Origin of the sequence: Serratia sp. BNK-23, from assembly GCF_047456145.1 — a bacterium.
Classification (GTDB): Bacteria; Pseudomonadota; Gammaproteobacteria; order Enterobacterales; family Enterobacteriaceae; genus Serratia; species Serratia nematodiphila.
The window spans coordinates 2,765,152-2,792,040 of sequence record NZ_CP179900.1 but is presented as its reverse complement, the minus strand read 5'-3'; the positions used below and the strand labels follow the sequence as shown (position 1 = coordinate 2,792,040).

Annotated in this window: 26 protein-coding genes; 10 read left to right on the top strand and 16 right to left on the bottom strand. The window is 60.9% G+C overall.

What is annotated here, in order from left to right; genetic code table 11:
- Positions 1-214 precede the first annotated feature (214 nt).
- Both htpX and ACMGF9_RS13185 read left to right on the top strand, forming a co-directional pair.
- The gene (gene htpX / locus ACMGF9_RS13190; RefSeq protein ID WP_004931482.1) at positions 215-1,099 is read left to right on the top strand and encodes a protease HtpX; all 885 of its coding nucleotides are present in this window, start codon (positions 215-217) and stop codon (positions 1,097-1,099) included.
- Between the two features lie 283 nt (positions 1,100-1,382).
- Positions 1,383-2,090: a hypothetical protein gene (locus ACMGF9_RS13185; protein WP_118892099.1), complete on the top strand. Its 708-nt coding sequence runs from the start codon at positions 1,383-1,385 to the stop codon at positions 2,088-2,090.
- 79 nt (positions 2,091-2,169) lie between these two features.
- Here the strand turns inward: ACMGF9_RS13185 and ACMGF9_RS13180 are convergent, their stop codons facing one another.
- On the bottom strand, positions 2,170-3,564 hold the full coding sequence (locus ACMGF9_RS13180; protein WP_118892098.1) for an MFS transporter: 1,395 nt from the start codon (positions 3,562-3,564) through the stop codon (positions 2,170-2,172).
- Positions 3,565-3,794: 230 nt separating this feature from the next.
- Here ACMGF9_RS13180 and kdgR point away from each other — a divergent pair, with 230 nt between their 5' ends.
- Entirely contained in the window at positions 3,795-4,586 is a 792-nt protein-coding gene (gene kdgR / locus ACMGF9_RS13175) for a DNA-binding transcriptional regulator KdgR (protein WP_015377677.1), read from the top strand.
- Between the two features lie 45 nt (positions 4,587-4,631).
- On the opposite strand, the gene ACMGF9_RS13170 is transcribed toward kdgR, so the two are convergent.
- From ACMGF9_RS13170 to phnR, 5 genes are all read right to left on the bottom strand, one after another.
- Positions 4,632-5,435 carry an ABC transporter permease gene (locus tag ACMGF9_RS13170; protein ID WP_118892097.1) on the bottom strand — a complete coding sequence of 268 codons (804 nt, stop codon included), beginning with the start codon at positions 5,433-5,435 and terminating at the stop codon, positions 4,632-4,634.
- Between the two features lie 2 nt (positions 5,436-5,437).
- Positions 5,438-6,301 carry a 2-aminoethylphosphonate ABC transporter permease subunit gene (phnU, locus tag ACMGF9_RS13165; RefSeq protein ID WP_021505496.1) on the bottom strand — a complete coding sequence of 288 codons (864 nt, stop codon included), beginning with the start codon at positions 6,299-6,301 and terminating at the stop codon, positions 5,438-5,440.
- Position 6,302: 1 nt separating this feature from the next.
- Complete coding sequence (phnT, locus tag ACMGF9_RS13160; RefSeq protein WP_041922334.1) at positions 6,303-7,433, bottom strand: 2-aminoethylphosphonate ABC transport system ATP-binding subunit PhnT; 1,131 nt, start codon at positions 7,431-7,433, stop codon at positions 6,303-6,305.
- Positions 7,434-7,435: 2 nt separating this feature from the next.
- Positions 7,436-8,446 carry a 2-aminoethylphosphonate ABC transporter substrate-binding protein gene (locus ACMGF9_RS13155; RefSeq protein ID WP_004931467.1) on the bottom strand — a complete coding sequence of 337 codons (1,011 nt, stop codon included), beginning with the start codon at positions 8,444-8,446 and terminating at the stop codon, positions 7,436-7,438.
- A gap of 177 nt (positions 8,447-8,623) precedes the next feature.
- Positions 8,624-9,343, bottom strand: a complete 720-nt coding sequence (gene phnR / locus ACMGF9_RS13150) for a phosphonate utilization transcriptional regulator PhnR (protein ID WP_004931465.1) — start codon at positions 9,341-9,343, stop codon at positions 8,624-8,626.
- A 154-nt stretch (positions 9,344-9,497) separates the two neighbouring features.
- Between phnR and phnW the strand changes: the two genes are divergently transcribed.
- Positions 9,498-10,601 carry a 2-aminoethylphosphonate--pyruvate transaminase gene (gene phnW / locus ACMGF9_RS13145; protein ID WP_015377681.1) on the top strand — a complete coding sequence of 368 codons (1,104 nt, stop codon included), beginning with the start codon at positions 9,498-9,500 and terminating at the stop codon, positions 10,599-10,601.
- Between the two features lie 9 nt (positions 10,602-10,610).
- Positions 10,611-11,420 (top strand): phosphonoacetaldehyde hydrolase, encoded by an 810-nt coding sequence (gene phnX, locus ACMGF9_RS13140; RefSeq protein ID WP_021505494.1) that lies wholly within the window; start codon positions 10,611-10,613, stop codon positions 11,418-11,420.
- 63 nt (positions 11,421-11,483) lie between these two features.
- On the opposite strand, the gene ACMGF9_RS13135 is transcribed toward phnX, so the two are convergent.
- The 4 genes from ACMGF9_RS13135 to ACMGF9_RS13120 form a co-directional block, all read right to left on the bottom strand.
- Positions 11,484-12,875 carry an L-cystine transporter gene (locus ACMGF9_RS13135; protein WP_162895227.1) on the bottom strand — a complete coding sequence of 464 codons (1,392 nt, stop codon included), beginning with the start codon at positions 12,873-12,875 and terminating at the stop codon, positions 11,484-11,486.
- A 181-nt stretch (positions 12,876-13,056) separates the two neighbouring features.
- Entirely contained in the window at positions 13,057-13,605 is a 549-nt protein-coding gene (locus tag ACMGF9_RS13130) for a metal-dependent hydrolase (protein ID WP_004931456.1), read from the bottom strand.
- Positions 13,606-14,013: 408 nt separating this feature from the next.
- The gene (hxpB, locus tag ACMGF9_RS13125; RefSeq protein ID WP_004931455.1) at positions 14,014-14,679 is read right to left on the bottom strand and encodes a hexitol phosphatase HxpB; all 666 of its coding nucleotides are present in this window, start codon (positions 14,677-14,679) and stop codon (positions 14,014-14,016) included.
- 64 nt (positions 14,680-14,743) lie between these two features.
- Positions 14,744-16,024, bottom strand: a complete 1,281-nt coding sequence (locus ACMGF9_RS13120; RefSeq protein ID WP_099981813.1) for an HdeD family acid-resistance protein — start codon at positions 16,022-16,024, stop codon at positions 14,744-14,746.
- 185 nt (positions 16,025-16,209) lie between these two features.
- Between ACMGF9_RS13120 and ACMGF9_RS13115 the strand changes: the two genes are divergently transcribed.
- On the top strand, positions 16,210-16,770 hold the full coding sequence (locus ACMGF9_RS13115; protein WP_004931453.1) for a YniB family protein: 561 nt from the start codon (positions 16,210-16,212) through the stop codon (positions 16,768-16,770).
- A 35-nt stretch (positions 16,771-16,805) separates the two neighbouring features.
- Here ACMGF9_RS13115 and ACMGF9_RS13110 read toward each other — a convergent pair whose 3' ends face one another.
- From ACMGF9_RS13110 to ghoS, 6 genes are all read right to left on the bottom strand, one after another.
- Complete coding sequence (locus tag ACMGF9_RS13110; RefSeq protein WP_004931452.1) at positions 16,806-17,675, bottom strand: fructosamine kinase family protein; 870 nt, start codon at positions 17,673-17,675, stop codon at positions 16,806-16,808.
- A gap of 239 nt (positions 17,676-17,914) precedes the next feature.
- Positions 17,915-18,769, bottom strand: a complete 855-nt coding sequence (locus ACMGF9_RS13105; protein ID WP_118892094.1) for a metal ABC transporter permease — start codon at positions 18,767-18,769, stop codon at positions 17,915-17,917.
- Positions 18,769-19,629 carry an iron/manganese ABC transporter permease subunit YfeC gene (yfeC, locus tag ACMGF9_RS13100; RefSeq protein WP_015377686.1) on the bottom strand — a complete coding sequence of 287 codons (861 nt, stop codon included), beginning with the start codon at positions 19,627-19,629 and terminating at the stop codon, positions 18,769-18,771. The genes ACMGF9_RS13105 and yfeC overlap by 1 nt, the downstream gene beginning before the upstream one ends.
- On the bottom strand, positions 19,629-20,519 hold the full coding sequence (locus ACMGF9_RS13095) for a manganese/iron ABC transporter ATP-binding protein (protein ID WP_076740286.1): 891 nt from the start codon (positions 20,517-20,519) through the stop codon (positions 19,629-19,631). Before ACMGF9_RS13095 ends, yfeC begins: the two co-directional genes overlap by 1 nt.
- Entirely contained in the window at positions 20,516-21,460 is a 945-nt protein-coding gene (locus tag ACMGF9_RS13090) for a metal ABC transporter substrate-binding protein (RefSeq protein WP_031300483.1), read from the bottom strand. The genes ACMGF9_RS13095 and ACMGF9_RS13090 overlap by 4 nt, the downstream gene beginning before the upstream one ends.
- Positions 21,461-21,591: 131 nt before the next feature.
- Positions 21,592-21,891: a type V toxin-antitoxin system endoribonuclease antitoxin GhoS gene (gene ghoS / locus ACMGF9_RS13085; RefSeq protein ID WP_015377688.1), complete on the bottom strand. Its 300-nt coding sequence runs from the start codon at positions 21,889-21,891 to the stop codon at positions 21,592-21,594.
- Between the two features lie 109 nt (positions 21,892-22,000).
- Here ghoS and ACMGF9_RS13080 point away from each other — a divergent pair, with 109 nt between their 5' ends.
- The 4 genes from ACMGF9_RS13080 to ACMGF9_RS13065 all read left to right on the top strand — a co-directional run bounded on the left by ACMGF9_RS13080 (position 22,001) and on the right by ACMGF9_RS13065 (position 26,833).
- On the top strand, positions 22,001-22,666 hold the full coding sequence (locus ACMGF9_RS13080; protein ID WP_004931439.1) for a transglycosylase SLT domain-containing protein: 666 nt from the start codon (positions 22,001-22,003) through the stop codon (positions 22,664-22,666).
- 307 nt (positions 22,667-22,973) lie between these two features.
- A complete protein-coding gene (locus ACMGF9_RS13075) occupies positions 22,974-23,699 on the top strand; it encodes a gluconate 2-dehydrogenase subunit 3 family protein (protein ID WP_015377689.1) in 726 nt (241 codons plus the stop codon).
- Between the two features lie 2 nt (positions 23,700-23,701).
- Positions 23,702-25,483, top strand: coding sequence for a GMC family oxidoreductase (locus ACMGF9_RS13070; protein ID WP_004931432.1), 1,782 nt, complete (start codon positions 23,702-23,704; stop codon positions 25,481-25,483).
- Positions 25,484-25,495: 12 nt separating this feature from the next.
- The gene (locus tag ACMGF9_RS13065; protein WP_004931431.1) at positions 25,496-26,833 is read left to right on the top strand and encodes a c-type cytochrome; all 1,338 of its coding nucleotides are present in this window, start codon (positions 25,496-25,498) and stop codon (positions 26,831-26,833) included.
- Positions 26,834-26,889 lie beyond the last annotated feature (56 nt).

Sequence of the window (26,889 nt, the reverse complement as noted above, 5' to 3'; positions counted from 1 at the left end):
TGGCGTGCGGGCAAAGAAATTTTTCTGCAAAATCCCTCCGCCTTGCGCAACAATCGTTTACAATTTGCCAAATCCCGGTCGCGCGTCGTTTTTGTAAAGTTTCGTATTTTTAGTAGGTTAATGGCGCGCAACTCTTGAAACTGTGACGAATGCCCATACGATCCAGGGTATCTGGACAGTGTTTTGTTAACATTTATGAGGAAGTAAACATTTTATGATGCGTATAGCTCTGTTCCTGCTCACCAACCTGGCGGTGATGTTGGTTTTCGGGCTGGTGCTCAGCCTGACAGGAATCCAATCCAGTAGCGTTCAGGGCCTGATGATCATGGCCGGTCTGTTCGGCTTCGGCGGCGCTTTCGTGTCGTTGCTGATGTCCAAGTGGATGGCGCTGCGCTCCGTGGGCGGGGAAGTGATTGAACAGCCGCGTAACGAAACCGAAAACTGGCTGCTGGAAACGGTGCGCCGTCAGTCGCAGCAGGCGGGCATCGCCATGCCGCAGGTCGCTATCTACCACGCGCCGGACATCAACGCCTTCGCCACCGGCGCACGCCGCGACGCCTCGCTGGTCGCCGTCAGCACTGGCCTGCTGCAGAGCATGAGCCGTGACGAAGCGGAAGCGGTCATCGCGCACGAAATCAGCCACGTCGCCAATGGCGATATGGTGACCATGACCCTGATTCAGGGCATCGTGAACACCTTCGTGATCTTCATTTCGCGCCTCATTGCGCAGGTCGCTGCCGGTTTCCTCGGCAACCGCGACGGTGATGGCGAAGGGGAAGGCAACGGCAACCCGATGATTTACTTCGCCGTGTCGATGGTGCTGGAACTGGTGTTCGGCATCCTGGCGAGCATCATCACCATGTGGTTCTCGCGTCACCGCGAGTTCTATGCCGACGCCGGCTCCGCCAAACTGGTGGGCCGCGAGAAGATGATCGCCGCCTTGCAGCGTCTGAAAACCAGCTATGAACCGCAGGAAGCGGGCAGCATGATGGCGTTCTGCATCAACGGTAAATCCAAGTCGTTCAGCGAGCTGTTCATGTCGCACCCGCCGCTCGACAAGCGTATCGAAGCGCTGCGTACCGGCCAGTACCTGAAGTAATCGGCTGAATGAAATGAAAAACCCCGGCTTGCCGGGGTTTTTTTATGGCATGCCTGAACCGCTTTTTCAGCGTCGACGGGGGTTAACGCGGTGCAAGAACCCCCCGAGTCCATAAAGCCCGCCTTCGAATAACGCCTGTCGGCCTCTCTGTGCGTTTACCGCCGCGGAGCGAGACGACCATGAAAGAGGGTAAGCCGCATCCTGGCTGAGTGATGACCGGCTGTTTGGCTTTGGAAGCGCATGTTATATGCTTTGGCGCAATGACATTTGTCCCTGAGGCCCTATGAAAATCAACCACCTTCCCTTGCTCAACGGTGATGAGCTACCGGCGCGCCTGGCGGAATTGACAGGCGGTATCGCCGATGCGGTTGCGGAACTGTTCAACCGGCATGATGACGATGATGAACGGCCAGCTATTCGCTGGCATTCAGGCGATCTTCACCTCCCGGCATTTTTCCCCGACGAGCACGACAGCCACGATTACGATTACCTGATCGTGGACGGCGATATGATCGTGGAAGGATGCCTGGCGGTATCGCCGCAGCGCGAGGACGGCGGCATTGTTGTGCTGGGGCGGCTGCAGGCGGATACGCTGATTTGCTGGGGCGGACTGGTCGTGCGTGATGATGTCCGCATGCGCCATGCCTATTGCAGCTCAGGAAACGACGGTGCGTTCGTGGTGGGGGGAGATCTGACCGCGCTCACCCTGGTAGAGACGGGGGAGTTTATCCATGTCTATGGCGATCTCGATGCGCGGTGTCTCGCTTCGTTGCAGAACTTCGTTCAGGTTGACGGAAACACGCGCTGCGATTGCCGCATCGACAGCGCTCAGGCCGAAGATCTGATCAAGCGCATGTTCGCCCCTGGCTTACTGAAGGGCTTCGAGGGGGTGGGTAACGACGGCCAACGCATTGTTGGCTGGTATCCGGATGACGACGCCTATTTAGCGTGTCTACGACAGGGCCGCAGCCCTTTGAGGAGCGGCGACTGACGCCAGGCCTGCATCGCGCTCGACGTGGCCCGGCTCAGGCAGGCCACATCGGATTGGGGCGCGGCTCTTTCTATGCCCTCTATTTCACCTCGCGGCTGGGCTGCGCCGTTTGCGTCGTCGGTTGAGTGATGCGCAGGCTGCTGACCGCCGCAGCCAGGGTGGCGAACACCCCAGCCAGGATCAGTGAAGCGTGGGTGCCGGAGGCCGGGAACAGGTTGAACATCAGCGCCACCAGCGCGGCTCCCGAGGTTTGCCCCAGCAGGCGAGCGGTGCCCAGCATGCCGCTGGCGCCGCCGCTGCGGTTGCGCGGCGCGGCGGAGATGATGGTGTGGTTGTTGGGCGACTGGAACAGGCCGAAACCGGCGCCGCACAGCACCATGCGCCAGATGATGTCCATATTCGACGGCGCCGCCGGCAGCAGCGCCAGCGAGAACAGCCCGACCGCGAACACCGCCAGTCCAATGCAGCCCAGCAGGCCGGCGTGCACGCGCTCCACCAGCCGGCCGGCGATCGGCGCCATCACCACGATCGCCAGCGGCCACGGCGTCAGCAGCAGCCCGGTCGCCACTTCGTCGCGGCCCAACGCGCTTTGCAGGAAGAACGGCAGCGACACCATCGCCAGCATTTGCGCGGCGAACGAGCAGATTGAGGTGCCCATCGACAGGGCGAAGATCGGGATGCGCAGCAGATCGACCGGCAGCAACGGAAATTCCTGGCGCAGCTGGCGGCGCACGAACACCGCGCCAATCGCCAGCAGCGCGGCAATCTCGCTGAAGATCAGCGTCAGGCTCTGGCCCTGGGCGAAGCCGCTGATGGCGGTGATCAGCAGGCCGAAGGTCAGCGCGTTCAGCACCGCGCTGGTAGGATCGAAACGGCGGCTATCGCTTTTTTGGCCGTTAGCCGGCAGGAATTTCATCCCCAGCAGCAGCGCGACGATACCGATCGGCAGGTTGATGGCGAACAGCCACTGCCAGGACGCGACCGACAGGATAGCGGCCGCCACCGTCGGCCCGGCCGCCGAGGAGCAGGCGACGATCAGCGAGTTGATGCCCATGCCGCGGCCGAGAAAACGCTGCGGGTAGATGATGCGGATCAGCGCGGTGTTGACACTCATAATGGCGGCGGCGCCAAAGCCTTGCAATACGCGGGCGATGGTCAGCGTGAGCAGCGAGTCGGACAGGGCGCAAAACAGCGAGGTGATGCTGAACACCAGCAACCCGGCCTGATAGATGCGGCGATAGCCGACCAGATCGCCGAGCGAGGCCAGCGACAGCAGAGAGACGGTGATCGCCAACTGATAGGCGTTGACCACCCAAATGGAGCTGGCCGGGCTGGCGTTAAGATCGCGCGCGATGGTGGGCAGCGCCACGTTGGCTATCGCGCCGTCGAGCACCGATACGGTAATGCCGAGGGCGATGGCGAGGATCGCCCCATAGCGTTGCGGGACGGGGAGGCCGTCGGAACAAGAACGCATGTTGGTCTCAGCGGTGTTTATTCAGGGGAGTATTATCATGCTAATCATAATCACCTGCGATTGCATGCCCGTTGCCCGCTTAATTGTAAATAGCGGTGAGCGGGCCGGGGTTATCCATTTGGCTTCAATCGCTTAGCGCCCATGTGCGTTGCGCGTCGCGATCTGTTCCGATTATACTGAAACCCTTGTTTAAATTTCCTGAAACAAAACCGTTAAGTAGGGCATTCACCATGGCTAACGCAGATTCAGACAAGCAACCGGATGCCGTCTCATCCGTGATGAAAGTGTTCGGCATTTTGCAGGCGCTTGGCGATGAGCGCGAGATTGGCATTACCGAGCTGTCCCAGCGGGTGATGATGTCCAAAAGCACCGTCTACCGTTTTCTGCAAACCATGAAAGCGTTGGGCTACGTATCGCAGGAAGGCGAGACGGAAAAGTATGCGCTGACGCTCAAGCTGTTCGAACTGGGCGCCAAATCGTTGCAGAACGTCGATCTGATCCGCAGCGCCGACGTGCAGATGCGTGAACTGTCGAACCGCACCCGCGAAACCATCCACCTCGGCGCCCTGGATGAGGACGGCATTGTCTATATCCACAAGATCGACGCGATGTACAACCTGCGCATGTATTCGCGCATCGGTCGTCGCAACCCGCTGCACAGCACCGCCATCGGTAAAGTGCTGCTGGCCTGGCGCGATCGGGAGGAGGTGGCGCAGATCCTGTCGCAGATTGAATTTACCCGCAGCACCGAGCATACCCTGACCAGCGCCGCCGAACTGTTGCCGGTGCTGGATCGGGTGCGTGAGCAGGGATTCGGCGAAGATGTCGAAGAGCAGGAGGCGGGGATCCGCTGCATCGCGGTGCCGGTCTTTGACAGGTTCGGGGTGGCGATCGCCGGGCTGAGCATCTCTTTCCCGACGCTGCGCTTTTCCGACGCGGCGCGGGAGGAGTATGTGGCGTTGCTGCACGTCGCCGCCCGGCGCATCTCCGAGCAGCAGGGCTATCACGACTACCCGTTCTGACCGTCGTTTCGATGAGCGAGGCGCTGCCATGGCAGCGCCTTGTTGTTATTTCGTGCCGGGCGTCAGCCGCTGAGAAATCCGCTCCAGCACCAGCATCAGCAACAGCGTGGCCGCCACCAGGATCATGGTCAGCGTCGCGCCGTTGGCGATGCTGCCGCGATCGGTCAGGCTGAAGATCGTGACCGGCAGCGTCGCCCAGCTCGGCGGGTAGATCATCATGGTCGCGCCCAGCTCCCCCATCGACAGCGACAGGCTGAGTGCGAAGGCGGAGATCATGTAGGGAGCGATCATCGGCAGGGTGACGTGACGCAGGCGGAACAGCGGCGACGCGCCCAGGCTGGCGGCGACGTTCTCGTAGTCGCCAGGCAGCCGGGTCAGCCCGGCCATCACGTTGCCGAAGGTAAAGGCGGAAATCAGTACGAAGTGGGCGGCGGGCACGATCAGGAAGGTGCCGTTCATCTGCAGCGGCCCCTGGCTGAACGCCACCAGCATTCCCAAACCGATAGAGACCGAAGGCACCGCGCTGGGAATGAAAAACAGCGTGCCCAGCAGCCGCTGGCCGCGCCCCTGATGGTGGCGCAGCGCCAGCGCCGCCCAGGTGCCGCACAGCAGCGCGAACAGACTGGCGCTGAAACCGATAGCCAGACTGGCGACCAGTGCGTCCCAGGAGGCGCCGCTGAACGCCTGGCGGAAGTGGTTGAGGGTGAAGCCGCTCGGCAGCACGCCGTTCCACTGTTCACTGAGGCTGGACATCAGGATCACCGCCAGCGGCAGGCAGAAGAACAGGGCGAACAGCGTGACCGCCAGCGTGCAGGTCAGGGTGCGGCCGGTGCGAGACCAAATCAACATCGTCAGTTCCTCAGCCCGGCGCGCGCCGCGGCGTAGCGGTAAAGGGAGAACAGCCCGAGCGACAGCGCGATATTCACTACGGCGATGGTGCAGGCGACGGCGTAATCCGCCTCCAGAATCGCTTTGGCGTAGACCATCATCGGCAGCGTGGTGACGCCCTTGGCGCCGATAAACAGCACGATGCCGAACTCATTGGTGGTCAACAGCAGGCACAGGCTGCCGCCGGCCAGCAAGGCCGGCAGCGCGGCCGGTAAAATCACTTGGCGCACCACGCGCCCCGGTCGGGCGCCGAGGATGCTGGCGGCCTCGAGCTGGCTGCGGTCGATCTGCGCCAGCGCCGCCATCAGCGGGCGCATCACCAGCGGCGTAAACACGGTGATTTCGGCCAGGATCACGCCCCAGATGGAGTAAAGAAAGTCCACCGGCGGCAGGGTGAAACCAAAGGTCGCCATCAGCGTGCCGTTCAGCAGGCCGGCGGAGCCGTAGATAAAGGTGAAGGCCAGCGTGATGAGGAAGGTCGGCATGGCGATAAAGGTATCGATCACCCGGGCGATCAGTCGGCTGCCGGGGAACGGCGTGAATACCAGCAGCAGCGACAGCAGGGTGCCGAGCACCAGGCAGCCCAGCGTCGCCAGCAGCGCAATCTGCAGCGTGTTGAGCAGAGCGCCGACAAAGCGGCGGGATTCGAACACCTGTTGCAGCGCGGCGGCGCTGAATAGCCCCTGATCGTCGGTAAACGCCTGTTTGACGATCAGCGCCAGCGGGTAGAAAAACAGTGTCGCCAGCACCAGCAGCGGCAACAGGATCCACAGGCGGCGCGGCAAACGCAGCCGCAGGGCCGGGCGAATAAGCGTAGAGTCGGTCATGTCAGTCCTCGATCAGTACCGCATCGTCGGGGGCGAAGTAGAGCGGCACGCGCTCGCCGATCTGCGGCATCCGGCTGCGATGAGTGGTGACCACGCGCAGCGGATGGCCTTCCGCGTCGAACTGCAGGTGCGTCAACTCTCCCTGCCAATGAATATCATGCAGCGTGCCGATGATGCAGTTGCTGCGCTGGGCATCGGCATCGAGCGCAATGTGCTGTGGCCTGATGCACAGCAGCTTGTCGAAGCCGCGTTGTGCGCCGTAAGTGAAACAGCCGATCACTTTGCCGGCGCAGCTGACGGTGGTCATGCCTTGCTGCGCGGTAGTTTCCAGGGCGGTAGCCGGCAGCAGGTTAGCGCGGCCGAGGAACTCGGCCGCGAAGCGGTTCGTCGGATGATGGTACAGCGCGCGGGTTTCGCCGTGGGCGATGAGATGGCCGTCGCGCATGATGCCAATCTTGTCCGCCAGCGTCAGCGCTTCGCCCTGATCGTGGGTGACGTACAGGATGGTCAGATCCGGCAGCTCGCGGTGCAGGCGGGCGATCTCTTCCACCATGCTGTGGCGGATTTGCGCGTCCAGCGCCGACAGCGGCTCATCCAGCAGCAATACTTTGGGGCGCACCGCGATGGCGCGGGCGATCGCCACCCGCTGTTGCTGGCCGCCGGAGAGCTGGTTGGGATAGCGCTTGGCGTAGGCGGACATGCCGACGATGGCCAACGCCTCTTCGACGCGCTCGGCGGTCAGGCCGCGCGGCTTGCCCTGCGCGCGCAGGCCGAACGCCACATTGTCCTCGACGCGCATATGCGGAAACAGCGCGTAGTTCTGTACCACCATGCCCAGGCCGCGCTCATAGGGCGGCACGTCGGTGACATCGACGTCACCGATGGCAATACGCCCGGCGGAGGGCTGCACGAAGCCGGCGATCGCTCGCAGCACGGTGGTTTTACCCGAGCCGGAGGGGCCGATCAGCGCCAGCACTTCGCCGGGGGCGATGGTGAGCGTCAGGGGTTTCAGCACCTCGGTGCCGCGATACGACACGCTGACGCGGTCGAGCTGAATGCCCGACGGCCCGGCGATGTCCCGGCTGCTATCCCGCGCCTCGGCGCGGGAAGTGAGGGTAGAAGGCATGGTCAGCGTCATTCTGTCACCTTGTGCCAGCGGGAGATATCGGCGGACAGGCTGCTCACCACCTGGTTCCAGTCCGGCGCCCAGATCTCTACACCCTGCAGCGCGGCCTGCGACTGCCTGAAGTTATCGTCGGTCGGGGTGACATCCTTACGCACCGGCATGCCGTAGGAAATGGCGCTGACGCTGCTCTGGGCTTCTTTGCTCAGCAGGAAATCGATCAGTTTTTTGCCGTTGGCGCTTTGCGGCGCGCCTTGCACCAGGCCGATGTAGTAAGGCAGCACCAGCGTGCTGCGTTTGCCGTCCGGCCCGGCCGGCCAGAACACCTTGACGTTCGGGTTGCTGCGCATCTGCGCCAGGTTCATCTGCAGATCGCCGTTGGCCACCAGCAGCTCCCCCTTATTGACCAGCGCGGTCAGCTTGCCGGTGGAGGCCGAAGGGCCGACGTTGTTGCTTTGCAGCTTGCCGAGGTAGTCGAAACCGGCATCTTTGCTGCCGAAGCTGTGAAACGCCTGCAGCATCACTGCGGTGCCGTCACCCGCCTGGCCCGGCGTGGAGTACTGCAGCTTATTGCGGAACTGCGCGTCCAGCAGCTGTTGATAGCTGGCAGGCGCCTGCGGCAGCAGTTTGGCGTTATAGATGAAGCTCAGGTAGTTGTTCACCAGTGGCACGAACTGCGGCTGGGCGTCGGCGATCTGCGCCGCATCCTGCGGGGTGAAATCCTGCAGCAGTTTTTCCGCGGCGGCGCGCTGGATGAACGGCGGCAGCGTCACCAGCACGTCGGCCTGCGGGTTGCTGCGCTCCTTCGACAGGCGCTCCACGATGGCGCCGGAGCCGCCTTCGACGTACTGCACCTTGACGCCGGTCGCCTGGGTGAAGGCGTCGAACTGGGTTTGATACCAGCTGTGATCGCCGTCGTGCAGACCATCGGCGGAGTAGACGGTCACCACCGCATCGGCGGCCCAGGCCGGCGCGGCGCCGAGTGCGATGGCGGTCATCACGACCAGACGAGAAAATTTCATAGCTTCAGCCTCACTGTTGCGGGTTAATGCGAAACTGGTATACACCAGATATGCGGCCAAGCTAATCGGCAAATATGACAAACAAATGAAAGCGGCAAAATATATTTGCCTTAAAAGGGGGATCGAGCGTGGGTGAGGAAGGCGGGGCGGCGGGCGCCGGCCCCGTGATAATCGAGGTTAGAGCGTATCGACTTCGATGCGCAGGCTGTCGTGGCGCCAGTATTCAATATCGAAATCGAGGATGCGGCCGTGCTGATCGTAATTCAGTCGACGCAGCAGCAACGCGGGCAGGCCGACCATGGCGCCGAGCGCGTTGGCGGCGCGGTAAGGCAGGGCGGTCGGGTAGAACGACAGGTGCATGTTGCTGTAAATCAAATCGTAATGCTGTTGATAAACCTCGGTCAGGCTGCCGTTGAGATCGTGACTGAGCAGTTCCGGCACCCGCTGCGGCAGGCAGTGGTTCTCGCAATAGCAGATGGCGCGGCCGTCGGCATAGCGCACGCGGCGCAGCAGATACACCTGATCGAACGGTTCGAGCGCCAGCGGCTGCATGACGTCGAGCGGCACAGTGGTTTTTTCGCCGGACAGCAGAGCGGTGCGCGGCGTGCGCCCTTGCTCCTGACAGAGACGGTGGAAGTTGGTGTTCTGCGTCGGATCCAGCCACAGCCGTTCCGGCGTGACGAACCAGCCGCGGCGATCGGCGCGGTAGATGGCGCCGGTGGCTTCCAATTGCGCCAGGCTTTCGCGAATGGTGACGCGGGTGGTGGAGAAGATGGCGCACAGCTCGCGCTCCGAAGGCAGCTTATCGCCGGCCTGCAGCGCGCCGCGGGTAATGCGCGCCTGGAGCTGATCCTTGATCTGCAGGTAGTGAGGCATATCGCCCTGATGTTCTTTCATTTCATCTCGCTATGGCATCGGCCCGACATTCCGGCACGCGCTTATTATACATAGCCAGATGAATTTTTTGTTTCACCGCGCTTTGTCGTTTGACCGGGGCAGGAATTTGCCGCCACAATGATCGCAATCTGGTATAGACCAATAGGTGAATAACATGTCCGATCGTAACTACCTGCTGTTGACCCCCGGCCCGTTGACCACGTCGAAAACGGTGAAAGAGGCGATGCTGTATGACAGCTGCACCTGGGATGAAGATTACAACCTCGGCGTGGTGCAGCGCATTCGTCAACGGTTGGTGGCGCTGGCGACGCCGTCTGCCGGTTATACCTCGGTGCTGCTGCAAGGCAGCGGCAGCTTCGCGGTAGAGGGCGTGCTGGGCACGGTCATCGGCCCGCACGACAAGCTGCTGATCGTCAACAACGGCGCCTACGGGGCGCGGATGATCGAAATGGCGCGGCTGATGGATATCGACCACCACGCTTTCGACTGCGGTGAGGTGAATGAACCGGACGTGGCGGCGATGGAGGCGGTGCTGAAAAGCGATGCGCGCATCAGCCATATCGCCATGGTGCACTGTGAAACCACCACCGGCATGCTCAATCCGCTGCAGAAGGTCGCTGGTCTGGCGGCGCGCAATGGCAAGACCTTTATCGTCGACGCCATGAGCAGCTTTGGCGGCATCCCGTTGGATGTGGACGCGCTGGGCATCGATTTTCTGATCAGCTCCGCCAACAAATGCATTCAGGGCGTGCCGGGCTTCGCGTTCGTCATCGCCCGCCGCAGCGAGCTGGAGAAATGCGCCGGCCGTTCACGCTCGCTGTCGCTGGATCTGTATGCTCAGTGGCGCTGTATGGAGGATCAGGCCGGCAAATGGCGCTTTACGTCGCCGACCCACACCGTGCTGGCCTTCGCGCAGGCGCTGAAAGAGCTGGAACAAGAGGGCGGCATTGCCGCGCGCCACCACCGCTATCAGGCCAATCAGCGGCGGCTGGTGGCGGGTATGCGCGAGCTGGGTTTTGAGACCCTGCTGGACGATGCGCTGCACTCGCCGATCATCACCGCGTTCTATTCGCCAAAGGCTGATACATACCGCTTCGCCGAGTTTTATCAGCGTCTCAAGCAACAAGGCTTCGTGATTTATCCCGGTAAAGTGTCGCAGAGCGACTGCTTCCGTATCGGCAACATCGGTGAAATCTATCCGCAAGATATCGAACGTTTGCTGGCGGCCGTCGGGCAGGCGATGTACTGGAATCAATAAGGATTGACCATGAAACAGATCAACGCAGTAATCCTCGACTGGGCGGGCACCACGGTGGACTTCGGCTCCTTTGCGCCAACGCAGATTTTCGTCGAGGCGTTCAAGCAAACCTTCGATATCGACATCAGCCTGGCGGAGGCGCGCATTCCGATGGGGCTGGGCAAATGGCAGCACATCGAGGCGCTGGGCAAGCTGCCGGCGGTCGACGCGCGCTGGCGGCAGAAGCTGGGACGCTCGATGAGCCATCAGGACATTGACGCGCTGTATCAGGCGTTTATGCCGCTGCAAATCGCTAAAGTGATCGACTTTGCCGATCCCATCGAGGGCGTGCCGCAGGCGATCGCCGCTCTGCGCGAACAGGGCATTAAAATCGGTTCCTGCTCCGGCTATCCGCGCGCGGTGATGGAAGTGCTGGTGCCCGCCGCCGCGCAGCGCGGCTACGCGCCGGATTACTGGGTCGCCACCGACGATCTTGCAGCCGGCGGGCGACCGGGGCCGTGGATGGCGTTGCAGAACGCGATCGCGCTGGGCATCGATGCGGTGGCGCATTGCGTGAAGGTGGATGACGCGGTGCCGGGCATTGCCGAAGGGCTGAACGCCGGGATGTGGAGCGTCGGGCTGGCGCTGTCCGGCAACGAGTTTGGCGCCACCTGGCAGGAGTATCGCCGGATGACGGCAGGCGAGATAGAGCGCCGCCGCGCGGCGGCCGCCGATAAGCTGTACGCGGCGGGCGCGCACTATGTGATAGACACGCTGGCGCAATTGCCGGCAGCGATTGCCGACATCAACCGGCGGTTGGCGAACGGCGAGCGGCCGTAACGACCGAACGCGGGGCATAAAAAAACCGGGGATTATCCCCGGTTTTTTCGTTCTGAGACGGCGTTAGCGATGCGCCAATTCGACTTCGTCTTCGCTGTCCATCACGGCTTTGTCGGTTTGCTTCATCAGCTGGCTGGTGATGGTGCCCGCCGCCATGGAACCGTTGACGTTCAGCGCGGTACGGCCCATGTCGATCAGCGGTTCGACCGAGATCAGCAGCGCGACCAGCGTCACCGGCAGGCCCATCGCCGGCAGCACGATCAGCGCAGCGAAGGTGGCGCCACCGCCCACGCCCGCCACGCCGGCGGAGCTGATGGTGACGATGCCGACCAGGGTGGCGATCCACACCGGATCCAGCGGGTTGATGCCGACGGTCGGCGCCACCATCACCGCCAGCATCGCCGGGTAGAGGCCCGCACAGCCGTTCTGGCCGATGGTGGCGCCGAACGATGCCGAGAAGCTGGCGATGGATTCCGGCACGCCCAGGCGACGGGTCTGCGCTTCCACGTTCAGCGGAATGCTGGCGGCGCTGGAGCGGCTGGTGAACGCGAAGGTGATCACCGGCCACACCTTGCGGAAGAACTTCATCGGGTTAACGCCGGTGAAGGCCAGCAGGACAGCGTGAACCACAAACATGATGGCCAGGCCGATGTACGAAGCCACCACGAAGCTGCCGAGCTTGACGATATCGTGAATGTTGGAACCGGCGACCACTTTGGTCATCAGCGCCAGCACGCCGTACGGCGTCAGCTTCATGACCAGACGCACCAGCTTCATCACCCAGGCCTGCAGGGTGTCGATAGCCACCAGCACGCGCTCGCCTTTCGGCTTGTCGTCTTTCAGCAGCTGCAGCGCCGCCACGCCGAGGAAGGTGGCGAAAATCACCACGCTGATGATCGAGGTCGGGCTGGCGCCGGTCAGATCGGCGAACGGGTTTTTCGGGATGAACGACAGCACCATCTGCGGCACCGTCAGATCGGCCAGTTTACCCACGTAGTTGGTCTGGATCGCCGTCAGGCGCGCGCTTTCCTGCGCGCCCTGCACCAGGCCTTCGGCGGTCAGGCCGAACAGGTTGGTGACCAGCACGCCCACCAGCGCCGAGATCAGCGTGGTGAACAGCAGCGTGCCGATAGTGAGGACGCTGATTTTGCCCAGCGAAGAGGCGTTATGCAGCTTGGCCACCGCGCTCAGGATCGAGGCGAACACCAGCGGCATGACGATCATTTGCAGCAGTTGCACATAGCCGTTACCGACGATGTTGAACCAGCTGATGGATTCTTTCAGTACCGGGTTATCGGAGCCGTACACCAGCTGCAGGCCCAGACCGAACACCACGCCGACCACCAGGCCGACCAGCACTTTTTTCGCCAGGCTCCATTGCTTGTGGCGGGTTTGCGCCAGCAGCAAAAGGAGCGCGACAAACATCAGCACGTTAATCACGAGCGGAAGATTCATCCCCAATGTCTCCAATAATCTTTCTTATAAAAACGACTACGCATCACGTATGTCGCGATGTAAATATCGTAACAGTTTGCTGAGTGGCCTACTTATATCCAAATGGAATTTGATATAGCTTTTTGTGTGTTTTTGTTCGTTTTATATACTTCAAGGTGATGGGTTAGGCGGTTTTTTGTGATCAGAGTCTGATATTTCTGATTTGCTCGACATAGGATTGCACCGGCAGGGTGAAATCACCTTGCCAGCAGATGGCAAACGCCACCAGGCACAGACACAGCACCCGCTCCAGCTGGTTGCCTTTTTGCGAGTTGAGCAGCGGCAGGCGAAAACGCCAGCGGCATGGCCACAACAGCGGCACGCCGGCGGGGGTGAGCATATCGGCCAACAGATGGCTGAAGTAGCCGATGATCATGGCGTGCAGCGCATCGGCCGGGATCGGCCAGCTGCGCGGCACATCAAGCTGAAACAGCGCCATGCCGCCGGCGATCGCCAGCAGGCTGTGGGTGAAACCACGGTGGCCGAAGGCGCGGGCGATGGGCAGGGCAATCCAGCGCAGGCGCTGGCCCAGCACCGACTTGGGGTGATCGATGTCCGGCAGCAGCGAGGTCAGCAGCGCGGCGGGTATGATGTGCCACCAGTCGCCGGTAGCCAGCTCTGGCGTCACTTCCGCCTTCTTGGCGAAGATCGCGCAAGCGACAGAGAATATAAGGTGTCCTTCCGCGGTCATGCTGTTGCGATTCCGGCTGGTAAACTGTTAATTTATCCAGTATATGGGAAAATTCCCAGTAGTGGAAGCAGTTACCCTGTAACCAATTGTTTATTTTCCCCTGTTTTACAACGGCTTGTTACGGCAATGGGTAACAAATCATCGATTTTGACGGTCGAGAACAAAAAGCGGGCAATGGGGGAGTGAAACGGAAAGCAACGAGCGCGGTTTTACGGTGTGCGGCGGGAGGAAGCGGCGGCCTTGAAGCGCGCTGCGTGGCAGTGACAACGCGCTGCGGGCCGTCGCTTTCCCTGCCATGCAGCATAATGAGAACGTCACGCCAATTCAATAAAATGAAACGGTGTTTCGTTTATTTTGCGGTTCGGATCCCTTTTATGCCGCAGGGCGCCGGTGCCCGGCGCCGCAGAATCAGGCAAAGTGGGCAGGGGTGAGCTGTTCGAGGGTCTCCAACTGGTGATCCGCCAGCGCCCAGCGCGGGTCGTGGCGGTATTCGGCGGCCGGGATCACGATGGAACGCATGCGCGCGGCCTTGGTGGCGATCATGCCGTTAAAGGAGTCTTCCAGCGTGATGCAGCGCAGCGGATCGCTGCCCAGGCGTTCGGCGGCGATCAGGTAGACCTCCGGATGCGGTTTGCTGTACGGCAGGTATTCGGCGGAAACCAATTGATCGAAGTAGCCTTCAAGATCGAACATCTTCAGCACCTGCCGTTGCATGTGCAGCGGCGAGGCGGAGGCGAGACCGATGTTCAGTCCCTGGCTGCGGCACAGCTCCAGCGCCTGCCGGACGCCAGGCAGCAGCGGGCGCGTCTCGTGCACCAGCTCGATGGCGCGCTCGATAATCCGCGCCGACACCTCTTCAAGCGTAACCCCTTGCCACGGCATCGCCTGGTACCACATTTTCACCACCAGATCGATGCGCAGCCCCAGCGTGTCCGGCAGCTTGTGACGGTCGGACAGATCCAAGCCCAGCGCGCCGAAGATATCCAGCTCGGCCTGCAGCCACAGCGGTTCCGAGTCGATCAACAAGCCGTCCATATCAAAAATTGCGGTTTCAATGCGTTGCGAATAAGCCATTAGCGGTTAACTCCTGCCGGCGCGGGTGAATGTGCCCGACACTTTATCATCGCCGGTGACGAGACTAAAACCTTTGCCTGCGCGTGTGGCTTTTGCCAAAACGCAGGATATTCCACACCTCGCGCAATTTTAGCCACCAGCGCTGGTGTTGACGCTCGGTGACCTGTTGCAACATGCGCGCATAATCCAGCACCAACCCCGGCGTCCAGGTCATGCTTTCTCCGCGGCTGCGCAGTACCGCCAGCATCCACAGGTTGGGATCCAGCACCAGCAGCAGAAAACGGCGCCACAGATGTTTATCGCCCAGCACGCCTTCCAACGCGCTGTCGAGCGCGCCGATGACCGTGGTGGAGCAGTTGCGCCGGGTCAGATTGTAGGTGGCGTCCTGCCGATAACGCAGCCAGAATGCGCGCAGCGCCGCCGGGTTATAGCGGTAGAATTGAATTTTCTTGTCCGGTGGGCACCAGGCGGCGATCTCGCCCGCCAGGTCGGGCAGGAAACGTCCGTCGACGTTGTTCTGTTCGCCGGCGTGCAGCAACTGACGGAAATCCTGAACGGAATGGCTGATGTCGTTGAGTGGGTAGTGGCTGATATACACATCCGGCGCGAGCGCCAGGGCGGCGTGACCGGTGGAGATATTGCCGCCGCCGTCGACCGCCGCGATGTATCGGTCGACGATGTAACGCCGGCGCGGATCTTTAGCCGCGCCAATCGGTGTCCAGACATACACCGTGAGCGGCGCAGTCTCATCCTCCGGGTGCGGTGGCTGCCGCGCGGGGTGCTGATTCAGAGAGAAGTTTGTCAGTCTGCGGGCGATACGCAATAAAGCCCAGCCGGAAAGCACCATCATCACGCCGAGGCAAAAGGGCACCGTCATCCGATGCGGCGCCGGCCAGCCGACAAAAATCATCAACGAAAGCAGGATCTCGCCGCCGCCCGCCAGCGCTACGGCTTTCCATCGATTGTGCTGAATCACCGTGGAGGAGGCGATGCGCACGGCGCCGTCAAGCAGCAGCGCGCTGCCAAACACCACGGTGGCGACGATGTTATCGTCTGCGGGCACGTCCAACGTTAAAAAAGCCATAAACACGAAGCCCAGCCCCTTCAGCAGCACCGGCCTGCTGGCCGAAGAGCCGATCACCAGCGCGGCGGATACCGCCACCAGCCCCTCCAGCGCCAGGATGACCGCCAGCGCATCCAGCGCCAGCACCGACCGGCCATCCTGCAGTATGTCGAACAGCATCAGCGCCCCTGCGGCTATCCACAGCCAACCGAACAGCACCAGCAGGCGGCGCTGGCCGTGCAGCGCCTGCGCGCCCAGCAATAAGATAATCAGTCGAATCATGGCGGCCTCTGGCTAAACGGATAACGTTATCTCTTCAATGATAGTGCCCGGATGTCGTTAAGCAGTTGATTTCGGCGAATTCGGCTAAGCTTGTAGCACAGCGGGAATGAAGAAAACGGTGGGCGAGTTTCGCCAACTGCAGGTAGACTTAGCCGATTCGGTTACGTCGCTAACAAGGGGAACACATGACGTATCAACAGGCCGGGCGTATCGCCATTTTGAAACGCATTCTCGGATGGGTGGTTTTTATCCCGGCGTTGCTGTCGACGCTGATTTCCGTGCTGGGCTTTATCTATCAGCACAGTGAAAAAACCAAGGGCATCAACGCAGTGATGCTGGATTTTGTCCACGTGATGGTGGACATGGTGCGTTTCAATACGCCGTTCCTGAACCTTTTCTGGTACAACTCGCCGGTGCCGGACGTGGATAAAAGCCTGTTCAGCGGCGCCAATTTGATGTTCATCATCATCTATATATTGATCTTCGTCGGGCTGGCATTGCAGGCTTCCGGCGCGCGCATGTCGCGTCAGGTCAAGTTCATTCGCGAAGGACTGGAAGATCAGATGATCCTGGAGCAGGCCAAGGGCAGCGAAGGGCACACGCGTCAGCAACTGGAGGAACGCATCACGCTGCCGCACCACACCATTTTCCTGCAGTACTTTCCGCTGTACATCCTGCCGATCGTGATTGCGGTGATCGCCTGGTTCGTGATCCGCCTGTTGGGGCAGTTGGCCGGCGCGGCCTGAACCATGAACGGGGCGCCGAGCGGCGCCCCGGAACGTTATGACGCTTCCGGCTGCAACAGCGCCTCCACCGCACGTTGCGCAGCCACCAAATGCTGGCCGCCGAACAGGTTGCTGCGGTTGAGCAGGTAGTACAGCTGATACAGCGGCTGGCGCTCGATAAATCCGGCCCCCAGCGGCCACACGCTCTGATAGCCGTCGTAGATCTGCGGCGGCAGCTCCGGATACAGCGGCAGCATCGCCAAATCGCACTCTCTGTCGCCCCAGTAGCTGGCCGGATCGAACAGTATCGGCCCGTGGGCGGTCATCGCGCAGTTGCCCGGCCACAGGTTGCCGTGCAGCAGGGAAGGCTGCGGCTGGTGGTGCTGCAAGCGCAGATACACCCGATCGACGATGTCGTCGATGTCGCCGAAGGTCATGCCTTTTTCCGCCGCCAGCTGCAGCTGCCAACCGATGCGCTGCTCGGCGAAGAATTCCGACCAGCGGCGTTGCCAGGCGTTGGGTTGCGGGGTGGTGGTCAGATCGCTGTCGAAGTCGAGACCGAACTGCGGTTGCTCGCTCCACTGGTGCAAATGCGCCAGTTGTTGCCCCAGGCAGTAGGCGCCGTGAGCATCGAGGGGTTTCAGCTGCTGATACTCCAGCAGCAGGAAGCTGTAATCGCGATCGCTGCCGACGCCGTACACTTCCGGCACCCGCACGCTTTTGCTGCGCGCCAGCAACGCCAGCTGATCGGCCTCGGCGGTGAATATCGGCAGTTGTTCACGGGCGTCGCATTTCACGAACACCTCGTTGTCACCGTAACTCACGCGCCACGCCGGGTGAATGTCGCCCCCGGGCAGTTCAATCCTTTCGCGTATCTCTGCGCTGCCAAGATGTTCACTTAACAGACGGCTAACGGCTTGCCACATGGTATGTCCCCCTCTGTGCTGCCTGATAATTCATTAGGTTAGCGTCTTTCCCGTGGTGAAAACACGACGCGGCGCACAGCCGGCGTCAAAGGCGGCGATTTTTTCAGCGCCTCGCCAGCTCAAAGTATATACCCTATTGATTAATTTAAGCGCAATACCGGTTGCAACTTGATGACAACGACGGAATGAGCGGGGGGAATGTGATGCGGCGAGTAGAAGGCTTCGCCGCATCGGGGGAATTAACCGCCGGTGAGCGCGCTTTGGTTACGCTGTAACGGGCGTAATTTACTGTACAACAAGGCGATCACGAACAGCACGGCCTGCACGATGACGATGCAGGGCCCGGTGGCGCCGTCGATGTGGAAGCTGATCAGGGTGCCGAGCACGCAGGAGAACACCGACACCACCGTCGCCACCATCAGCATGCGGTCGAAGCGGCGGCACAGCATAAAGGCGATGATGCCGGGGGCGATCAGCATGGCGATCACCAGGATCACCCCCACGGCCTGCAGCGAGGCGACGATGGTCATCGCCAGCAGGCACAGCAATCCGTAGTGCAGCAGCTTGATCGGCAGGCCAATCACCCGCGCATGGTGCGGATCGAAGCAGTACAGCATGAAGTCTTTGCGCTTGAGCAGCACCACCGCCAGGGTGATGCCGGCGATCAGCAAGGTTTGCTTCAGTTCGCCGTCGGTAATGCCCAGCATGTTGCCGAACAGAATGTGGCTCAGGTGCTGGTCGGTATCGATGCGCGAGAACAGCACCAGGCCGAAGGCGAACATGCCGGAAAAGACGATGCCCATCACCGTGTCCTCTTTCACCCGGCTGTTCTCTTTCAGGTAGCCGGTGGCTACCGCGCAAAAGATGCCGGAAAGGAAGGCGCCGATCGCCAGCGGGATGCCGACCACGAACGCCACTACGATGCCGGGCAAGACGGCGTGCGAGATGGCGTCGCCCATCAGCGACCAGCCCTTGAGCACCAGATAGCAGGAGAGCACGGCGCACACCACGCCGGTAACGATGGCGGCGACGATCGCCCGCTGCATGAACGGGTAGGCGAAGGGTTCGCTGAGCAGTTGATACAGGGTGTCCATCAGCGGCCTCCGGTTTGCGAATGTGCCACGCGGCGCCGGGATGCCAGCAGGCCGTGTTTTGGCGCGAAGAAGAACGCCGCCAGGAATACCAGCGTTTGCAGGGTGACGATCACCCCGCCGGTGGCGCCGTCGAGGAAGAAACTCAGGTAGGCGCCGATGCCGCTGGTCAATGCGCCGATGATGATGGCGATAATCACCAGCCGGCTGAAGCGGTCGGTCAGCAGGTAGGCGGTAGCGCCCGGGGTGATCACCATGGCGATCACCAGAATGGCGCCGACGGTTTGCAGCGCGGCGACGGTGCAGGCGCTGAGCAGGGTGAAGAACAGGATCTTCAGCTTCAGCGGCGACAGGCCGATCGACACCGCGTGGCTTTCGTCGAAGAACACCGCCAGCAGATCTTTCCACACCAGGCACAGGATCAGCAGCGAAACGCCGATGATGATTTCCACCTGCAGCACGTCTTCGTCGGCGATGCCGAGGATATTGCCGAAGATGATCGACTGTACGTTGACCGAGGTGGGGTTGAGCGACACGATCAGCAGGCCGACGGCGAAGAAGGTGGAGAAGATAAAGCCGATGATGGCGTCTTCGCGCAGCCGGGTGATGTGGCGCACCAGCGTCATCGCCAGCGCCGCCAGCATGCCGGTGAAGAAGGCGCCGGCGGCGTAGGGCAGGCCGAGGGCGTAGGCGCCGGCCACGCCGGGCACCACCGAGTGCGACAGCGCATCGCCCATCAGCGACCACCCTTTCAGCATCAGGTAGGCGGACAGGAACGCGCAGGCGGCGCCGACGATGGCGCTGACCCAGATGGCCTTCACCATGTAGTTGTAACTGAAAGGTTGCAGCAGAAGGTCCAGCATCAGGATTGTTTCTCCCTGGCCTGGCTGTTGGCCGGCGGATCGCTTTTGGTGTGGCCGTAGAACACCGCCGGGCGTTCATCGTCGGTTAACACCGTGACGGTGCGCGGATCGTTGTCGTCGTGCAGATCCGGGCCGGAAAGGTTGATATGGCGCAGCACGCCGCCGAACGCCTGCTCCAGGTTGCTCTGGGTGAAGGTGGTTTCGGTCGGGCCGGCGGCCAGCACCGTGCGGTTGATGAGGATCACCCGATCGCAAAACTCCGGCACGCTGCCGAGGTTGTGGGTGGAGACCAAAATGAGATGGCCCTCGTCGCGCAGCGCGCGCAGCAGCTCGATAATCGCATTCTCGGTTTTCACATCCACGCCGGTGAAAGGCTCATCCAGCAGCAACACCGTGCCCTGTTGCGCCAGCGCGCGCGCCAGAAATACGCGCTTCTTCTGGCCGCCGGACAGCTCGCCGATCTGCCGGCCGCGCAGCTCGCTCAGGCCGACGCGCTCCAGCGCCTTGTCGACCCGCAACCTGTCCTCACGTGACGGAATGCGCAGGAAGTTCATCTTGCCGTAGCGGCCCATCATCACCACGTCTTCCACCAGCACCGGGAAGTTCCAGTCGACGTCTTCGGTCTGCGGCACGTAGGCGATCAGGTTCTTTTTCAGCGCGTCCGCCACCGGCTTGTCGCTCAGCGACACCTGGCCGGCGGTGGGCCTGACCAGGCCCATGATGCTTTTGAACAGCGTCGATTTGCCGCTGCCGTTGACGCCGACCAATGCGCAGATCGAACCGCCGTTCAGGGTGAAGCTGGCGTTGTGAATGGCGGTGTGCCCGTTGTTGTAGGTTACGGTGACGTCGTCCACGTTCAATTCAGGGCGGACAAACGGTTCATGGGTCATTGATCGAATCCTTTGGCGATGGTTTGCACGGTGGTGTTAAGCAGGTCGATGTACGTCGGCACCGGGCCATCGCGGGTGGACAGCGAGTCCACGTACAGCACGCCGCCGTATTTGGCGCCGGTTTCTTTCGCCACCTGCCTGGCCGGCTTGTCGGAAATGGTGCTCTCGCTGAACACCACCGGAATATGGTGGGCGCGCACGGCGTCGATCACCCGGCGCACCTGCTGCGGCGAGCCTTGCTCATCGGCGTTGATCGGCCACAGATAAACCTCTTTCAACTGATAGTCCTGCGCCAGGTAGCTGAAGGCACCTTCACTGGTCACCAGCCAGCGCTGTGCGGCCGGAATGCGCGCCAGGCGTTCGCGCAGCGGGGCGTCCAGCGCGCCGATTTTCTCTGCGTAGGCCTTGGCATTGCGGTTATAGGTTTCCGCATTGGCCGGATCGTGCTCCACCAGCGCCTTGCGGATATTCTCGATATACACCAGCGCGTTGCTTGGCGACATCCAGGCATGCGGGTTCGGGTTGCCGTTATAGGGCCCTTCGCGGATCGGCAGCGGGGTAATGCCTTCGGTGACTACCGCCGCCGGCACCTGTTTGATGTTTTCGAAGAAACGCTGGAACCAGCGCTCCAGGTTCATGCCGTTCCACAGGATCAGGTCGGCGTGCTGTGCCTTGACGATGTCGCGCGGGGTCGGTTGATAGTCGTGGATCTCGGCGCCCGGCTTGGTGATGGATTCCACCACGGCGGCGTCACCGGCCACGTTCTGGGCGATATCCTGAATGATGGTGAAGGTGGTCACCACGCGCAGCTTTTTTTCCGCCAGCGCGTTTTGGCTGACCAAGGCGGCGCCGAGCAGCAGGCAGGCGAGCATGAAAGGGCGTAACAATGCGGCAGAGCGGGAAGGGCGACTGCGACGAAAAGCGCAACTTATCAATGGCATGATGACGTCTCCTGGTTCAAATGAAAATGATTATCAATATCAATTGAAGCGAAGTCAAGCGCCACTTGCCCACCGCCGGCGGGGTATTTCTCCAACTGAAAAAATAATACCGTCCGGGGAGTTATAGCATTTTATGTATCAGTATGTAACCGCTGAAGGTAGTCCTCACAGCTGCATATCGCCACCTCCGGCTGTTTTCCCAATGCCAACTGCCCGAACCCCTGCGCCAGGCGCAGTACATCCTCTTGATCCAGCACGGTTATGAACGCAAAACTGTTGCTGCCGAGTTCGTGGTGAACGCCATTTTCGTCTGTCACCGACGTGACAAAACCCTCGCGCGTCAATTGCCCGGTCAGCTTCGCCAGGTCGGTTAATCCCTCTTCCTGATAGCGAAAAGTCACCACAAAGCAGCTTGTTGCAGATTGACTCATAAATCACCTCTTGGTATATGGATAGCTTGAGATTAGCCCAAAAAATTACTGCAGGTGTCCTTACAAGTTGTATATGCTACGCAACTCATTGAAAGGAGTGAGGGATTCTGTGAAAACAAAAATAGGTTGCCTTACGGCAATTTTACTTTTGTCGGGGTGCGCCAAAGACCCGCAAACGGCAAGCAATATTTCAGGCAGTGGCACAACGCGCGGCGGTTGGTTAAAACCCCCTCCGCAGGCACCGGTAAACCGCACGGGCACCCCGGTTGCTTATAACGATTACATTCGTCAGGCGGCCAGCAACTATGGCGTTGACGAAACGCTGATTAAAGCGATTATTCAGGTGGAGTCCGGGTTTAACCCGAACGTGGTCAGCACCTCGAACGCAGTGGGATTGATGCAGCTTAAGGCTTCTACCGCCGGCCGCGACGCCTATCGCATGAAGGGACGAAGCGGGCAACCCAGCTCGCGTGAGCTGAAGGATCCGGCGGTCAATATTGATCTGGGAACGGCCTATATCAATATTCTTCAAAGCCAGCAGCTAGCCGGAATCAACAATCCACAGACTTTGCGTTACGCCACCATCGTTTCGTACGTGAACGGGGCGGGCGCCATGTTGCGCACCTTCTCTTCGGACAAGCGCGTGGCGGTCAATCGCATCAATCAGATGAGCCCGGATGAGTTTTATCAGCACATCCAGAAAAAGCACCCGGCACCGCAGGCGCCGCGCTATTTGTGGAAGGTGACCACCGCCTATCAGGCGATGTCGCAGTAATCCTCTCTTTTGTCGAATCGGCCGCTGAACGCGGCCGATTTTGTTTTCGGCACCGTTCCAGCGCGCGACCCACCTCTCATTTTTCGTTATTTCCTCACCGCTTATCGGAAAAACCGCACAAAAAGTTAAATTTACGTTAGCAGATAAATCTTTACGTTCATTCAATAAGTTACCGGTAACATTTTTGCTTTTGTACGCATTCTGACCTTCAATAAATATACAAATAAGTAACAAATTATTTTAAAAACCCGTATCGATCGCAAGGTTGCGGTTAAATAGTTGTGACTATCTTTGGATGGAATGTGACATGTCGAATCATAAAACCAACAATTCGCGGCGCGATTTCTTGTTGAAATCGATGACCTTAATTCCTGCGGCGGTAATTGGTGGCAGCGGCGTTGGCGCGCTGACGGCCCCGACACCGGCGGTCGCAGCCTCGAACACCTCAACGCAGAACGATTACCAACCGACCTTTTTCACCCCGGAAGAGTGGGCCTTCATCAAGGCCGCCGTCGCGCGCCTGATCCCGGCCGACGATCGCGGCCCCGGCGCGCTGGAAGCCGGCGTGCCGGAGTTTATCGATCGCCAGATGAATACCCCGTACGCCACCGGCTCCATCTGGTACATGCAGGGGCCGTTCAACCCCGATGTGCCGAAGGAGATGGGCTATCAGCTGCCGCTGGTGCCCAAGCAGATCTATAACCTCGGCATCGCAGACGCCGACGCCTACAGCAAGAAAACCGCCGGCAAGCCTTTCGCCGAACTGGATGGCGCGCAGCAGGACGCCATGCTGCAAAAGTTCGAGTCCGGCGAGGCGGAGTTCCAGCAACTGCCGTCGAAACTGTTCTTCTCCTATCTGCTGCAAAACACCCGCGAAGGTTTCTTCAGCGATCCTATCCATGGCGGCAACAAAGACATGGTGGGTTGGAAGCTGATTAATTTTCCGGGCGCGCGCGCCGATTTTATGGACTGGGTTGAGCGAGGGGAGCGTTATCCCTTCCCACCGGTCTCGATTCGTGGGGAGAGGGGCTAACCATGGCAACGGTAATGAAAAAAGTAGACGCGGTGATCGTCGGCTTCGGCTGGGTGGGCGCGATCATGGCCAAAGAGCTGACCGAGGCCGGCCTCAACGTGGTGGCGCTGGAGCGCGGCCCGATGCGCGACACCTATCCGGACGGTTCTTACCCGCAGGTGATCGACGAGCTGACCTATAACATTCGGCGCAAGCTGTTCCAGGATCTGTCGAAAAGCACCGTCACCATTCGCCATAACAGCAGCCAGACCGCGGTGCCTTACCGCCAGCTGGCGGCGTTCCTGCCGGGCACCGGCGTCGGCGGCGCCGGCCTGCACTGGTCGGGCGTGCATTTCCGCGTCGATCCGATCGAACTGCGCATGCGCAGCCATTATGAAGAGCGTTACGGCAAAAACTTCATTCCGAAGGACATGACCATCCAGGACTTCGGCGTGACTTACGACGAGCTGGAGCCGTTCTTCGACAAGGCGGAGAAAGTGTTCGGCACCTCCGGCACCGCCTGGACCATCAAAGGGCAGAAAGTGGCGCAGAAGGGCGGTAACCGCTTTGCGCCGGATCGCTCCGACGACTTCCCGCTGCCGGCGCAGAAAAATACCTACTCCGCTCAGCTGTTCGAGAAAGCGGCGCTGGAGGTGGGTTACCACCCTTACAACCTGCCGTCCGCCAACACCTCGGATTCTTACACCAACCCGTACGGCGCGCAGATGGGCCCGTGCAACTTTTGCGGTTTCTGCAGCGGCTACGCCTGCTACATGTATTCCAAGGCCTCGCCGAACGTCAACATCTTGCCGGCGCTGCGCATGGAGAAACGCTTCGAGCTGCGCACCAACGCCAACGTGCTGAAGGTCAACCTGACCGACGACAAATCCCGCGCCACCGGCGTGAACTACGTCGATGCGCAGGGCCGCGAGATTGAACAGCCGGCCGATCTGGTGATCCTGGGCGCGTTCCAGTTCCACAATGTGCACCTGATGCTGCTGTCCGGCATCGGCAAGCCTTACGATCCGGTAACCGGCGAAGGGGTGGTCGGGCGCAACTTCGCCTACCAGAACATGACCACCATCAAGGCGTTCTTCGATAAAGACGTGTTCACCAACCCGTTCATCGGCGCCGGCGGCAACGGCGTGGGCGTGGACGACTTCAACGCCGACAACTTCGATCACGCCAAAGAAGGCTTCGTCGGCGGTTCGCCATTCTGGGTCAACCAGGCGGGCACCAAGCCGATCTCCGGCCTGCCGACCCCACCGGGCACCCCGGCCTGGGGCAGCAAGTGGAAAGCGGCGGTGGCGGATGCCTACACCCATCACGTGTCGATGGACGCCCACGGCGCGCACCAGTCGTACCGCAATAACTATCTGGATCTCGATCCCAACTACAAGAACGTCTTTGGCCAGCCGCTGCTGCGCATGACGTTCGACTGGCAGGAAAACGACATCAAGATGGCGCAGTTCATGTACGACAAGATGGCGCCGATCGCCAAGGCGATGAACCCGAAACTGATCGCCGGCAGCCCGAAAAACGCCAACAGCCACTTCGACACCACCAGCTACCAGACTACCCACATGAACGGCGGTGCGGTGATGGGGGAAGATCCGAAGACCAGCGCGGTCAACCGCTATCTGCAGAGCTGGGACGTGCACAACGTGTTCTCGATCGGCGCATCGGCCTTCCCGCAAGGGCTGGGCTACAACCCGACCGGCACCGTGGCGGCGCTGGCTTACTGGTCTGCCCGCGCCATTCGCGAGCAGTATCTGAAAAACCCAGGCCCATTGGTGCAGGCATAAGGACGGCGAACGATGAAAGCATTTGTACCGGCACTGGTTCTCAGTGCAGTGAGTTTTTCCGTTTGGGCGCAGGACGCCACCGTCAGCAGCGAGCTGATCAAGCGCGGTGAGTACCTGGCGCGCGCCGGTGACTGCGTGGCCTGCCATACCGATGGCAAGAACGGCAAAACCTTCGCCGGCGGCCTGGCGATGGAGACGCCGATCGGCACCATCTACTCGACCAACATCACGCCGGACAAGAAAACCGGCATCGGCGATTACAGCTTCGAGGATTTCGACAACGCGGTGCGTAAGGGCGTAGCCAAAAACGGCAGCACCCTGTACCCGGCGATGCCGTACCCGTCGTTCGCGCTGGTGAAAGAGGACGATATGCGCGCCATGTATGCCTATTTCATGCACGGCGTGCAGCCGGTGGAACAGGCCAACAAGGACTCCGACATCCCGTGGCCGCTGTCGATGCGCTGGCCGCTGAGCATCTGGCGTGGCATGTTTGCGCCGTCGCCGGCGGACTTCGTTGCCGACGCCAAGGCCGATCCGGTGATTGAACGCGGACGCTACCTGGTGGAAGGCCTGGGCCACTGCGGCGCTTGCCATACCCCGCGCAGCATCACCATGCAGGAAAAAGCGTTGAGCAACAGCGAAAGCGACGACTACCTGTCCGGCAGCAACGCGCCGATCGACGGGTGGGTGGCTTCCAGCCTGCGCGGCGACCGCAAGGATGGCCTGGGCAGCTGGAGCGAAGCCGAGCTGACCGAGTTCCTGAAAACCGGCCGTAACGACAAGGCGATCGTGTTCGGCGGCATGAGCGACGTGGTGGAGCACAGCCTGCAATACCTGAGCGACGACGATCTGACCGCCATCGCGCGCTACCTGAAATCGCTGCCGCCGAAAGACGGCAAGCAGCAGGCGGCGCCGGTCGAAGACAGCGTGGCCAAGGATCTGTGGCGCGGCGACGACAGCAAGCCCGGCGCGGCGCTGTATGTCGATAACTGCGCGGCCTGCCACCGCACCGACGGCGTGGGCTACAAGCGCGCCTTCCCGTCGCTGAAGGGCAATCCGGTGGTGCAGACCGAGGACGCGACTTCGCTGATCCACATCGTGCTGACCGGCAACACTACGCCGGCGGTGCAGGGGGCGGTATCCAACATCACCATGCCGCCGTTTGGCTGGCGTCTGAACGATCAGCAGGTGGCGGACGTGGTGAACTTCATCCGCTCGAGCTGGGGCAACAGCGCCAAACCGGTGAGCGCTTCCGACGTGGCCGACGTGCGTAAAGACCGCTCGATGATCCGCGACGAGAAGGAGATGGGCAGCGCCGAGGTGCCGGACCATCCGGACGCGAAGAAATAAACCGCTTAAGGGCTCCGCAAGGGGCCCTTAGTTTTTACTGAGTGCGCCGTTTTTTT

Coding starts and splice junctions, on each gene's coding strand:
- ACMGF9_RS13105 (WP_118892094.1), bottom strand. CDS start 18,769: ATGGACACCCTGTATCAACTGCTCAGCGAACCCTTCGCCTACCCGTTC.
- ACMGF9_RS13130 (WP_004931456.1), bottom strand. CDS start 13,605: ATGACCGCGGAAGGACACCTTATATTCTCTGTCGCTTGCGCGATCTTC.
- ACMGF9_RS13070 (WP_004931432.1), top strand. CDS start 23,702: ATGGCAACGGTAATGAAAAAAGTAGACGCGGTGATCGTCGGCTTCGGC.
- ACMGF9_RS13110 (WP_004931452.1), bottom strand. CDS start 17,675: ATGTGGCAAGCCGTTAGCCGTCTGTTAAGTGAACATCTTGGCAGCGCA.
- ACMGF9_RS13090 (WP_031300483.1), bottom strand. CDS start 21,460: ATGCCATTGATAAGTTGCGCTTTTCGTCGCAGTCGCCCTTCCCGCTCT.
- phnR (WP_004931465.1), bottom strand. CDS start 9,343: ATGAAAGAACATCAGGGCGATATGCCTCACTACCTGCAGATCAAGGAT.
- htpX (WP_004931482.1), top strand. CDS start 215: ATGATGCGTATAGCTCTGTTCCTGCTCACCAACCTGGCGGTGATGTTG.
- ACMGF9_RS13065 (WP_004931431.1), top strand. CDS start 25,496: ATGAAAGCATTTGTACCGGCACTGGTTCTCAGTGCAGTGAGTTTTTCC.
- ACMGF9_RS13075 (WP_015377689.1), top strand. CDS start 22,974: ATGTCGAATCATAAAACCAACAATTCGCGGCGCGATTTCTTGTTGAAA.
- hxpB (WP_004931455.1), bottom strand. CDS start 14,679: ATGGCTTATTCGCAACGCATTGAAACCGCAATTTTTGATATGGACGGC.
- ghoS (WP_015377688.1), bottom strand. CDS start 21,891: ATGAGTCAATCTGCAACAAGCTGCTTTGTGGTGACTTTTCGCTATCAG.
- kdgR (WP_015377677.1), top strand. CDS start 3,795: ATGGCTAACGCAGATTCAGACAAGCAACCGGATGCCGTCTCATCCGTG.
- phnW (WP_015377681.1), top strand. CDS start 9,498: ATGTCCGATCGTAACTACCTGCTGTTGACCCCCGGCCCGTTGACCACG.
- ACMGF9_RS13120 (WP_099981813.1), bottom strand. CDS start 16,024: ATGATTCGACTGATTATCTTATTGCTGGGCGCGCAGGCGCTGCACGGC.
- ACMGF9_RS13155 (WP_004931467.1), bottom strand. CDS start 8,446: ATGAAATTTTCTCGTCTGGTCGTGATGACCGCCATCGCACTCGGCGCC.
- ACMGF9_RS13170 (WP_118892097.1), bottom strand. CDS start 5,435: ATGTTGATTTGGTCTCGCACCGGCCGCACCCTGACCTGCACGCTGGCG.
- yfeC (WP_015377686.1), bottom strand. CDS start 19,629: ATGCTGGACCTTCTGCTGCAACCTTTCAGTTACAACTACATGGTGAAG.
- ACMGF9_RS13135 (WP_162895227.1), bottom strand. CDS start 12,875: ATGAATCTTCCGCTCGTGATTAACGTGCTGATGTTTGTCGCGCTCCTT.
- ACMGF9_RS13185 (WP_118892099.1), top strand. CDS start 1,383: ATGAAAATCAACCACCTTCCCTTGCTCAACGGTGATGAGCTACCGGCG.
- ACMGF9_RS13180 (WP_118892098.1), bottom strand. CDS start 3,564: ATGCGTTCTTGTTCCGACGGCCTCCCCGTCCCGCAACGCTATGGGGCG.
- ACMGF9_RS13115 (WP_004931453.1), top strand. CDS start 16,210: ATGACGTATCAACAGGCCGGGCGTATCGCCATTTTGAAACGCATTCTC.
- phnX (WP_021505494.1), top strand. CDS start 10,611: ATGAAACAGATCAACGCAGTAATCCTCGACTGGGCGGGCACCACGGTG.
- ACMGF9_RS13095 (WP_076740286.1), bottom strand. CDS start 20,519: ATGACCCATGAACCGTTTGTCCGCCCTGAATTGAACGTGGACGACGTC.
- phnU (WP_021505496.1), bottom strand. CDS start 6,301: ATGACCGACTCTACGCTTATTCGCCCGGCCCTGCGGCTGCGTTTGCCG.